Annotated in this window: 8 protein-coding genes; 2 read left to right on the top strand and 6 right to left on the bottom strand. The window is 62.3% G+C overall.

All coding sequences use genetic code 11. The annotated features are described in order from the left end of the window. Window positions 1-145: 145 nt before the first annotated feature. Window positions 146-1,612, bottom strand: a complete 1,467-nt coding sequence (dacB, locus tag CGA22_RS02725; protein ID WP_041021645.1) for a D-alanyl-D-alanine carboxypeptidase/D-alanyl-D-alanine-endopeptidase — start codon at window positions 1,610-1,612, stop codon at window positions 146-148. Between the two features lie 233 nt (window positions 1,613-1,845). Here dacB and CGA22_RS02720 point away from each other — a divergent pair, with 233 nt between their 5' ends. After that, complete coding sequence (locus CGA22_RS02720) at window positions 1,846-2,190, top strand: YggL family protein (RefSeq protein WP_024776763.1); 345 nt, start codon at window positions 1,846-1,848, stop codon at window positions 2,188-2,190. Window positions 2,191-2,268: 78 nt separating this feature from the next. Here the strand turns inward: CGA22_RS02720 and CGA22_RS02715 are convergent, their stop codons facing one another. Beyond that, window positions 2,269-3,468 carry a benzoate/H(+) symporter BenE family transporter gene (locus CGA22_RS02715; RefSeq protein WP_041021646.1) on the bottom strand — a complete coding sequence of 400 codons (1,200 nt, stop codon included), beginning with the start codon at window positions 3,466-3,468 and terminating at the stop codon, window positions 2,269-2,271. Window positions 3,469-3,737: 269 nt separating this feature from the next. On the opposite strand from CGA22_RS02715, the gene CGA22_RS02710 reads away from it, so the two are divergent. After that, the gene (locus CGA22_RS02710) at window positions 3,738-4,502 is read left to right on the top strand and encodes a GntR family transcriptional regulator (protein ID WP_041021647.1); all 765 of its coding nucleotides are present in this window, start codon (window positions 3,738-3,740) and stop codon (window positions 4,500-4,502) included. Window positions 4,503-4,616: 114 nt separating this feature from the next. Here the strand turns inward: CGA22_RS02710 and guaD are convergent, their stop codons facing one another. The 4 genes from guaD to xdhA all read right to left on the bottom strand — a co-directional run bounded on the left by guaD (window position 4,617) and on the right by xdhA (window position 10,802). After that, entirely contained in the window at window positions 4,617-5,921 is a 1,305-nt protein-coding gene (gene guaD, locus CGA22_RS02705) for a guanine deaminase (RefSeq protein ID WP_041021648.1), read from the bottom strand. Window positions 5,922-5,929: 8 nt separating this feature from the next. Next, window positions 5,930-6,772: a xanthine dehydrogenase accessory protein XdhC gene (gene xdhC / locus CGA22_RS02700; RefSeq protein WP_041021649.1), complete on the bottom strand. Its 843-nt coding sequence runs from the start codon at window positions 6,770-6,772 to the stop codon at window positions 5,930-5,932. A gap of 186 nt (window positions 6,773-6,958) precedes the next feature. Then, on the bottom strand, window positions 6,959-9,355 hold the full coding sequence (gene xdhB / locus CGA22_RS02695) for a xanthine dehydrogenase molybdopterin binding subunit (RefSeq protein WP_188258471.1): 2,397 nt from the start codon (window positions 9,353-9,355) through the stop codon (window positions 6,959-6,961). Continuing rightward, window positions 9,348-10,802, bottom strand: a complete 1,455-nt coding sequence (xdhA, locus tag CGA22_RS02690; RefSeq protein WP_041021651.1) for a xanthine dehydrogenase small subunit — start codon at window positions 10,800-10,802, stop codon at window positions 9,348-9,350. Before xdhA ends, xdhB begins: the two co-directional genes overlap by 8 nt. Window positions 10,803-11,129 lie beyond the last annotated feature (327 nt).

Below are 11,129 nucleotides of genomic sequence, written 5' to 3'. Positions count from 1 at the left end.
CGAGCAGGCTCGCTCCTACCCTGACCCCGGCGGACACAGACCCATGCACCCCATCAGGCCCCTGTGGGAGCGAGCCTGCTCGCGATAGCGTCAGCTCAGCCCCACGCATGCCAGTTGAATGGCGGCTATCGCGAGCAAGCTTGGATCAGAGCACCGAAGCCGTCTGCGGCAATTTCGGCTGGCGGTACAGGTCCAGCAGCACCTGGTCCAGCACCGACGAAGCGCCCCATGGCTTCGGATCGTTGAGGATCGCCACCACCGCCCAGGTGTTGCCGTTGATGTCACGGCTGAACCCGGCAATGGCGCGCACGGTGTTCAGGGTGCCGGTCTTGATGTGGGCTTCGCCGGCCATGGCCGTGGTCTTGAGGCGTTTACGCATGGTGCCGTCGGTGCCGGCAATCGGCATCGAACTGATGTACTCGGCTGCGTAGGGGCTGCGCCAGGCGGCTTGCAGCATCGCCGCCATTTCCCGGGCGCTGACCCGTTCGGCGCGGGACAGACCGGAGCCGTTCTCCATCACCAGGTGCGGCGCGGTGATGCCTTTCTTGGCCAGCCATTGGCGCACGACCCGTTGCGCGGCCTTGGCGTCGTCACCGTCGGCTTCGTTGCGGAACTGCGCGCCGAGGCTCAGGAACAATTGCTGGGCCATGGTGTTGTTACTGTATTTGTTGATGTCGCGGATGATCTCCGCCAGGTCCGGCGAGAACGCCCGGGCCAGCACTTTGGCGTTGCTCGGGGTAGCGGCCAGACGGTCCTTGCCCTGGATGCTGCCGCCCAGTTCCTTCCAGATCGCCCGCACCGCGCCGGCGGTGTAGGTGGCGTGGTCCAGCAGCGACAGGTAGGTCTGGGAGCTGCAACCATCGCCCAGTTGCCCGCCGACGGTCACGGTCACGCTGCCGTCCGCCTGTGGTACCGGGTTGTAGCGCACGCCGCCGGCGCATTGCTTGGAATTGACCGCCTTGACCTGGTTGTCGATACGGATGCTGGCAATCGGCGGCTCTACCGACACCAACACCCGTCCGCCATCATTGCGGGCAACGAAGCGCAGCGCCTTGAGGTTGACCAGCAGGGAGTCGGGCTTGACCAGGAAAGGCTTGTTTTCGTCGTTGCCGTCGTCGTTGAACTCGGGCAATTGCGGCTGGATGAAGAAACCGCGGTCCAGCACCAGATCGCCGGTGACCTGCTGGACGCCGTTGGCCCGCAGATCGCGCATCAGCAGCCAGAGCTTTTCCATGTTCAGCTTGGGGTCGCCGCCGCCCTTGAGGTACAGGTTGCCGTTGAGGATCCCGCCGCTGAGGGTGCCGTCGGTGTAGAACTCGGTCTTCCACTGGTGATTGGGGCCGAGCATTTCCAGGGCGGCGTAGGTGGTCACCAGCTTCATGGTGGACGCCGGGTTCACCGAGACGTCGGCGTTGTAGATGGTCGGGGTGCCGGGGCCATTGAGTGGCACCATCACCAGGGACAGTGCGTCGTCTTGCAACTTGCTGGTCTTGAGGGCCTTCTGCACATTGGGCGACAGGGCGGTGTTGATCGTAGCGGCGCTGGTGGAGGCAGGGAGGGCCAGGGGAAGAAGAAGGCTGGCCAGGAGCAGTGGACGCAAAGATTTGATCATGTGTAATAAAACCCTACGGGCGAGGGGGAAAAAACGAGGACATGAAAAATGAACGTCCTCAACGGTCAGGAAAGTGTCGGCATTATGCCCCAAGGCGCACCGGCGTGTGCCGTGCCTGAGCCTTTCGTGAGGCAATTTTTTACCGACGGTAGGCAGATACGCCCGATCAACCGGGCAATCGCTGCGCCAAACTGGTAAAGTGCCGGCCGTTATTACTTATGAGGATTGTTCCAATGGCGACTAACCGTTCCCGGCGTCTGCGCAAAAAGCTGTGTGTGGATGAATTTCAGGAGCTGGGTTTCGAACTGAACCTGGATCTCAAAGAAGATCTGGACGATGAGGCGATTGACGCTTTCCTCGACGCTTTCCTGAAAGAAGCCATGGAAGCCAATGGCCTGGGCTATGTCGGCGGCGACGACTACGGTCTGGTATGCCTGCAGAAGCGTGGCTCGGTTTCCGAAGAACAACGTGCTGCCGTTGAAGCCTGGCTCAAGGGCCGTAGCGAACTGACCAACATGACCGTCAGCCCGCTGATCGACGTGTGGCACCCGGACATGCCGATCAACGCCAAGGCGTGATGTCCTGAACCGGCAGCCCGAATTGGGCGCCGGTTTTTTTATGCCTGGCGGTTGGGTTTTTGGTTGATCTTCAGGCTGCTATCGCGAGCAGGCTTTACGCCAGTTGAGAATCAGCAAGGTCAACACCCCCGCCACAATCCCCCAGAACGCCGAACCGATGGAAAACAGCGTCAGCCCCGACGCCGTGACCATGAAGGTGATCAGCGCCGCTTCCCGTTCCCTGGCTTCGCTCATGGCGATGCTCAAGCCATTGATGATCGACCCGAACAGTGCCAGTGCAGCGATGGATAACACCAGTTCCTTGGGCAGCGCCGCGAACAACGCCGCCAGTGTTGCGCCGAACACCCCGGCAATCCCGTAGAAGATCCCGCACCAGACCGCTGCCGTGTAGCGCTTGTTGCGATCTTCGTGGGCGTGGGGCCCGGTGCAGATGGCGGCGCTGATGGCCGCCAGGTTGATGCCGTGGGAGCCGAACGGCGCCAGCAGCAGCGAGGCGATGCCGGTGCTGGTGATCAGGGGGGAGGCCGGTACGTTGTAACCGTCGGCCCGGAGTACGGCGATACCGGGCATATTCTGGGAAGTCATCGCCACCACGAACAGCGGAATGCCGATGCTGATGGTGGCCGCCAGTGAAAAGTGTGGAGTGGTCCAGACCGGTGTCGCGACTTCAAGGGCAAAGCCGCTGAAGTCCAGCAGGCCCATCAGGCCTGACAGCGCAGTGCCGATCAGCAGCGCCGCCAGCACCGCGTAGCGAGGCGACAGGCGCTTGACGATCAGGTAAGTGAAGAACATGCCCAGCACCAGGCCGGTACGATGCTGGGCGGCGACGAAAATCTCGCTGCCGATCTTGAACAGGATGCCCGCTAGCAGCGCCGCCGCCAGCGCCGCCGGAATGCGCTTGACCAGGCGCTCGAAGCTGCCGGTCAGCCCGCAGATCGTCACCAGCACCGCGCAGGTGATATAGGCGCCTATGGCCTCGCCATAGCTCACGCCGCCCAGGCTGGTGATCAGCAGTGCCGCGCCGGGCGTCGACCAGGCGATGGTGATCGGCGTGCGGTAGCGCAACGACAGGCCGATGGAACACACTGCCATGCCAATGGAGATCGCCCAGATCCACGACGAAATCTGCCCGCTGGTCAGCCCCGCCGCCTGGCCTGCCTGGAACATCAGCACCAGGGAGCTGGTGTAGCCGGTCATCATGGCGATGAACCCGGCGACGATGGCCGAGGGCGAGGTGTCGGCCAATGGGCGAAGTGGCGCAGTCGTGACTTCGGTCATGGTGGGTGGGGATCCTTGGATAGATTATGTACCTGTGGGAGCAAGCCTTGCTCCCACAGTGCCATAGGTGTCACAGATTGAGGGTTTAAGCCTAAACTCAACCCAGTGGTCAATTGCAATACAGCCAAGCCCACAAACAGCCGTACAGTCGTGTTGCCATCAGAGGTTGTGTACAATCGCCGTGTTTTTTACGCGATACTTGCCAGCGACCCGCTGCGCCGTATTACAGTCACGGTCAATTCGCCGCAGTTCTCCCGACCCGAGTGCCCATGAACGAACAGTTGCAACCCCTCAAGAAACAACCGCGAGCAGGCAAAGCCGGCCGCAGCGGAACCCAGGACGATATCGTCTATGCGCATATCTTCGAGGCCATCCTCGAACAACGCCTGGCGCCCGGTACAAAGTTGAGCGAAGAGGCACTGGGGGAGATTTTCGGGGTCAGCCGCACCATCATCCGCCGTGCATTGTCGCGCCTGGCCCATGAAGGCGTGGTGTTGTTGCGACCTAATCGGGGCGCGGTCGTTGCCAGCCCGAGTGTCGAAGAGGCGCGCCAGGTGTTCATGGCCCGGCGCCTGGTGGAACGGGCGATCACCGAGCTGGCGGTGCAGCACGCTACCGCCGAGCAGCTCGCCGAATTGCGGCAGATGGTCAGCGACGAACGTGACAGTTTTTCCCGTGGCGACCGTGGCGCCGGCATCCGCCTGTCGGGTGAATTCCATCTCAAACTGGCCGAAGCGGCGAAGAATGCCCCGTTGATCAGCTTCCAGCGCAGCCTGGTGTCCCAGACTTCGCTGATTATCGCCCAGTACGAAAGTGGCAACCGGTCCCACTGCTCCTACGACGAACACACTCAATTGATCGATGCCATCGAAGCCCGCGATGCCACCCTGGCGGTGGACTTGATGATGCATCACATGGATCACATCGACAGCAAGCTCAACCTCGACGAAGAGGGTGCGTCGGACGATCTGCACGCAGTGTTTTCGCACTTGCTGCAGAGCAAGAAGCCTGGGCGTTCGACGGCCAAGCTCTGACCTCATCTCGTTCCCACGCTCTGCGTGGGAACGCAGCCTGGGACGCTCTGCGTCCCAAAGGCCGAACGCGGAGCGTCCGTTGAGGCATTCCCACGCAGAGCGTGGGAACGATCCCTACCGCTGATGCACCAACCTGCCAGCCGCATAGGTCTGCGCCACCGTCCGGTCATCCCCCAGCGTCATCAACACGAACAATCTCTCGGCAATGTCCCGCGCCTGCTTCAGGCGATAGCTCAACAGCGGCGTAGCGTTGTAGTCCAGCACCAGGAAATCCGCATCGGTGCCCGGCTGCAAGGTGCCGATTCGATCTTCCAGGCGCAAGGCCCGGGCGCCGCCGAGGGTGGCCAGGTACAGCGATTTGAACGGGCTCAGCCGCGCGCCCTGCAACTGCATCACCTTGTAGGCTTCGTTCAGGGTCTGTAGCAGCGAAAAACTGGTGCCGCCGCCGACGTCCGTGCCCAGCCCCACGTTGACCTTGTGCTTCTCGGCCATCGGCAGGTTGAACAGACCGCTGCCCAGGAACAGGTTCGAGGTCGGGCAGAACGCGATGGCCGAACCGGTTTCGGCCAGGCGTGCACATTCGTCGTCGCACAGGTGCACACCGTGGGCGAACACCGAACGCTCGCCGAGCAACCGGTAGTGATCGTAGACGTCCAGATAGCCCTTGCGCTCGGGAAACAGCTCTTTGACCCATTGCACTTCCTGCAGGTTTTCACTGATGTGGGTCTGCATGTACAGGTCCGGGTATTCCTCCAGCAACTGACCGGCCAGCGCCAATTGCTCCGGCGTGCTGGTGGGGGCGAAGCGCGGGGTCACGGCGTAGTGCAGGCGGCCCTTGCCGTGCCAGCGTTCGATCAGCGCCTTGCTCTCGGTGTAGCTGGATTCGGCAGTGTCGGTCAGGTAGTCCGGGGCGTTGCGATCCATCATCACTTTACCGGCGATCATCCGCAGGTCGAGCTTCTCGGCCGCTTCAAAAAAGGCATTCACCGATTGTGGGTGCACGCTGCCGAACACCAGGGCCGTGGTGGTGCCGTTGCGCAGCAGCTCCTTGATAAAAATATCGGCCACGGCTTCGGCGTGGGCGGGGTCGGCGAACTGGCGTTCACAAGGGAAGGTGTAGGTATTGAGCCAGTCCAGCAGTTGTTCGCCGTAGGCGCCGACCATGCCGGTCTGCGGCAGATGGATGTGGGTGTCGATGAAGCCGGGGGTGATCAACGCGTCAGGGTAATGGGCGATTTCAATGTCCGCCGCCAGGCTCGGCAGCAGGTCATGGGCGTGGCCGAGGGCGCTGATCTGGCCGTTTTCCACCACCAGCAGGCCGTCCTCGAAATATTCATAAGAGGCTTCGAGGCCGACTTCGGCCGGGTCGGCGAGGCTGTGGAGCAGGGCGGCGCGGTAGGCTTTGCGTGTCGTGGGCATGGGGAATCTCAGGATTTGGCTTGGCTGCGACGCGAGGCCGGCAGCAATTTGGCAATGGGTTCGGCGCGGGCGGTGTGCTGGCCGAAATCCGCGTTATAGGTGGCGATGATTTCGCCGGCGATGGAGATGGCGATTTCCACAGGCAGCTTGCCTTTGACTTCGCCAATGCCCATCGGGCAACGCATGCGTTGCAAGGCGCCGCTGTCGAAACCGCGATCGCGCAGGCGGTGTTCGAACTTGACCCGCTTGGTCTTCGAGCCGATCAGGCCGAAGTAGGCGAAGTCGTTGCGCTTGAGGATCGCCGCGCTCAGCTCCAGATCGAGCTGATGGTTGTGGGTCATGACGATGCAGTAGCTGCCGGCGGGCAATTCATCGACCTCGTCCAGCGGCTCTTCGCTGACGATTTTCTGTACGCCATGGGGCAGTTGTTCGGGGAACTCGGCTTCCCGCGAGTCGATCCAGCGCACCCGACAAGGCAGGCTCGCCAGCAAGGGCACCAGGGCCCGGCCGACATGACCGGCGCCGAACACGGCAATCTGCGCCTGCACCTGGCCCATGGGTTCGAACAGCAGCACGGTGACGCCGCCGCAGCACTGGCCCAGGCTGGCGCCGAGGCTGAAGCGCTCCAGATGCGTGCCCTGCTGGCCACTGGCGAGCATTTGCCGGGCAATTTCCATGGCCTTGTATTCCAGGTGCCCGCCACCGATGGTGTCGAAGGTCTGGCTGGCGCTGATGACCATTTTTGAACCGGCGTTGCGCGGGGTCGAGCCGAGTTCTTCGATGATCGTCACCAGCACGCAGGGTTCACCGCGGGTTTGCAGGTCGGCGAGGGCGCTGATCCAGTTGTACATGTTCACCTCGACTGATCGTTCCCACGCTCTGCGTGGGAATGCATCTCTGGACGCTCCGCGTCCGCTTTTCAACATTGCTTTGTTGTCTGTTGCGGCCTCATCGCGAGCAGGCTCGCTCCAACAGGGATTTGTGAACACTGACCCTCTATGGGAGCGAGCCTGCTCGCGATTGGCCGCGACGCGGTCCTAAAGCGAAGCCAACTCGGTTTCAGGCTCCACCACCTTTGCCTTCAACCCGCGCATCTGCTCACAGCCCCACAACACCCGTTCCGGTGTCGCCGGCGCGTCGATCTTCGGCTGGTGCCGGTAATCCCCCAGGCTCGCCACGGCATCCTTGATCGCACACCACGCGGCGATGCCGAGCATGAACGGCGGCTCGCCCACGGCCTTGGAGTGAAACACCGTGTCTTCGGGGTTCTTGCGGTTCTCCACCAGCCTAACCCGCAGGTCCAGCGGCATGTCGGCCACGGCCGGGATCTTGTAGCTGGCCGGGCCGTTGGTCATCAGCTTGCCCTTGTCGTTCCACACCAGTTCTTCCATGGTCAGCCAGCCCATGCCCTGGATGAAGCCGCCCTCGACCTGGCCGGTGTCGATGGCCGGGTTCAACGAGGCGCCGACGTCGTGGAGGATGTCGGTGCGCAGCATCTTGTATTCACCGGTGAGGGTATCGACGATCACCTCGGCGCACGCTGCACCATAGGCGTAGTAATAAAACGGCCGGCCACGAGCCTGGCTGCGGTCGTAGTAGATTTTCGGGGTCTTGTAGAACCCGGTACTCGACAGCGAGACCTGGGCGAAATACGCCTGTTGCACCAGTGCCTCGAAGGTCAGGATGTGATCGCGGACCCGCACATGGCCGTTGTGGAATTCCACGTCTTCTTCACTGACCTTGTACTGTCGCGCGGCGAACTCCACCAGGCGCCGCTTGATGGTTTCGGCGGCATTCTGCGCGGCTTTGCCGTTCAGGTCGGCGCCACTGGAGGCCGCGGTGGGGGAGGTGTTCGGCACCTTGTCGGTGTTCGTCGCGGTGATCTGTACCCGGTCCATTTCCACCTGGAACACCTCGGCCACCACCTGCGCGACCTTGGTGTTCAGGCCTTGGCCCATTTCGGTGCCGCCATGGTTCAGGTGGATGCTGCCGTCGGTGTAGACGTGGATCAAGGCACCCGCCTGGTTGAGGAAACTGGCGGTGAACGAGATGCCGAACTTGACCGGTGTCAGCGCCAGGCCCTTTTTCAGGATCGGGCTGCCTGCGTTGTAGCGACGGATCGCTTCGCGCCGCTCGGCGTACTGGCTGCTTTCTTCCAGCTCTGCGGTCATCTCCTCGAGCATGTTGTGCTCGACAGTCTGGTAGTAGTGGGTGACGTTGCGCTCGGTCTTGCCGTAATAGTTGGCCTTGCGCACCGCCAGCGGATCGAGCCCCAGGTGCCGGGCGATGGCGTCCATGACTTCTTCGATGGCAACCATCCCCTGAGGGCCGCCGAAGCCACGGTAAGCGGTGTTCGACGCAGTGTTGGTCTTGCAGCGGTGGCCGTTGATGGTCGCATCGCCCAGGTAATAGGCGTTGTCGGCATGGAACATCGCCCGGTCGACAATCGACGCCGACAGGTCCGGCGAGCAGCCGCAGTTGCCGGCCAGTTCCAGGGCAATGCCGTGCAGGCGCCCGTTGCTGTCGAAGCCCACGTCGTATTCGATGTAGAAGGGGTGGCGCTTGCCGGTCATCAGCATGTCTTCGACCCGGCGCAGGCGCATCTTGGTCGGTTGGCCGGTGAGGTGCGCGATCACCGCGCACAGGCAGGCCGGGCTGGCGGCCTGGGTTTCCTTGCCGCCAAAGCCGCCGCCCATACGGCGCATGTCCACCACGACCTTGTTCATCGACACGCCCAGCACTTCGGCCACCAGTTTCTGCACTTCGGTGGGGTTCTGGGTGGAGCAATAGACGAGCATGCCGCCGTCTTCGGTGGGCATCACCGATGAAATCTGGGTTTCCAGGTAGAAGTGTTCCTGGCCGCCGATGTGCAGCGAACCCTGGATGCGATGTTCGGCACTCGCCAGTGCGGTGGCGGAATCGCCCCGTTGGTGGGTGTGGCTGTCGAGCACGAAATGCCGTTTACGCAGGGCTTCGACCACGTCCAGCACCGGTTCCAGGTCTTCATACTCGATGATCGCGGCCATCGCCGCCTTGCGGGCGGTTTCCAGGTCTCTGGCTGCAACGGCCAGCACCGGTTGGCCGACGAACTGCACATCGTCGATGGCCAGCAGCGGGTCGCCAGGCAGCAACGGGCCGATGTCCTTGAGGCCGGGAATGTCGGCGTGGGTAATGGCGATGCGCACGCCTTCGAAGGCGTAGCACGGCGAGGTATCGACGCGCAGGATCCGGGCGTGGGCGCGGTCCGACAGTCGCGCGTAGACGTGCAACTGGTTAGGAAACTCGAGACGGTCATCGATGTATTGCGCTTCACCGGTCACATGCTTGGCGGCGCTGTCGTGCTTGACGCTGCGACCGACGCCGGTGCTCAGGTCGCGGGCAAACAGCTCGGCCAGTTCGGCTTGGGTCTTCTCTACGGCGTGATGGTTAGACATAAGCGGTCACCCGAGTCTCGATGTGCGGCGTTTGCAGTTCGATGAAGTATTTGCGCAGCAGGTTGCGGGCGCTGAGCAGGCGGTATTCCTTGCTGGCGCGAAAGTCCGACAGCGGCGTGAAGTCTTCGGCCAGGGCGGCGCAGGCTCGCTCGAGGGTGCTGTCGTTCCACTGCGCACCGATCAACGCGGCTTCACAATGCTTGGCACGCTTGGGGATGGCGGCCATGCCGCCGAAGGCCACGCGGGCATCGCGGACCATGCCGTTGTCGATGCGCAGGTTGAACGCCGCGCACACCGCAGAGATGTCATCGTCCAGGCGCTTGGATACCTTGTAGGCGCGGAACGTCTGCTCGGCGCTGGCCCGGGGCACGATGATCTTCTCGATGAATTCGCTTTCCTGGCGGGCAGTGACCCGGTATTCGATGAAGTAATCCTCCAGCGCCAGGGTGCGACGGACCTGACCCTTGCACAGCACAATTTGTGCGCCAAGGGCGATCAGCAGCGGCGGCGAGTCACCGATGGGCGAGGCGTTGCCGATGTTGCCGCCCAAGGTGCCCTGGTTGCGGATCTGCAGCGAGGCGAAGCGTTGCAGCAGTTCACCGAAGTCCGGGTACTCGGCTTTCAGGGACTCGTAGCAATCGGACAGCGCTGTGGCAGCACCGATTTCCAGGCGGTCGTCGAAACGCTCGATGCGCTTGAGTTCGGCGACGTTGCCTACGTAGATCATTACCGGCAGGGTGCGGTGGAACTGGGTGACCTCCAGAGCCAGGTCAGTGCCGCCGGCCAGCAGGCGCGCCTGGGGATAGGCGTCGTAGAGATCGGCCAGGTCGGCCACCGTCAGCGGCACCAGGCAGCGTTTATCGCCACAGTTGAGCTCGCCGGTTTCCTTCGGCGCGATCGCTTCGAGACGGGCAATGGTCTCGGCCTCGCGGGCGTCGAACTGGTCGGGTTGCTTGCCGCAGCAGGCCTGGTCGGCAGCAGCCAGGATCGGCCGGTAGCCGGTGCAGCGACACAGATTGCCGGCCAGGGCTTCGTGGGCCTTGTGGGCGTCGGGTTGATCGCTGTTCTTTTGCAGGGCGAACAGCGACATGACGAAGCCTGGTGTGCAAAAGCCGCATTGCGAGCCGTGGCAATCGACCATCGCCTGCTGGACGCTGTGCAACTGGCCCTGGTGCTTGAGGTCTTCGACGCTGATCAGTTGCTTGCCGTGCAGGGACGAGACGAAGGTCAGGCAGGCGTTGAGGCTGCGATAGCGAATGCGCGAGCGGCCGCTTTCGTCCGTGTCCAATTCGCCTACCACCACGGTGCAGGCACCGCAGTCGCCGCTGGCACACCCTTCTTTGGTGCCGGATTTACCGACATGCTCGCGCAAATAGTTGAGCACGGTCAGGTTCGGGTCCAGGGTGTGCTCGCTACGGAGTTCCTGGTTGAGTAAAAACTGGATCACGGAAGGCCTCGCAGATTCATTATTGTTGTATCGACGTAGGCCGAATTTAGCAGGTCTGACTTTTCGGTCAACGTTTTTCTGACTTAAAGGTCAGGAAATTCGTTCTGTCGATCAACTGTCGTGTTCATTCAGTATGTACGCTTTGTGGGAGCGAGCCTGCTCGCGATGGCGGTGTGTCAGCCGATGAATGCGTGACGGATCCAACGCTATCGCGAGCAGGCTCGCTCCCACAGGTTCGTTTCAGGGCGAGCCGCTTTGTTTTTTTGCTTATTTTTTTGCTTGAATCGTGCCAAAAACCCGGTACAGGCCCTGCGCCATGACGTATCG

Source organism: Pseudomonas sp. PSB18, assembly GCF_014596565.1.
Taxonomy (GTDB): domain Bacteria; phylum Pseudomonadota; class Gammaproteobacteria; order Pseudomonadales; family Pseudomonadaceae; genus Aquipseudomonas.
This window is presented reverse-complemented; position numbering and strand designations above follow the sequence as displayed.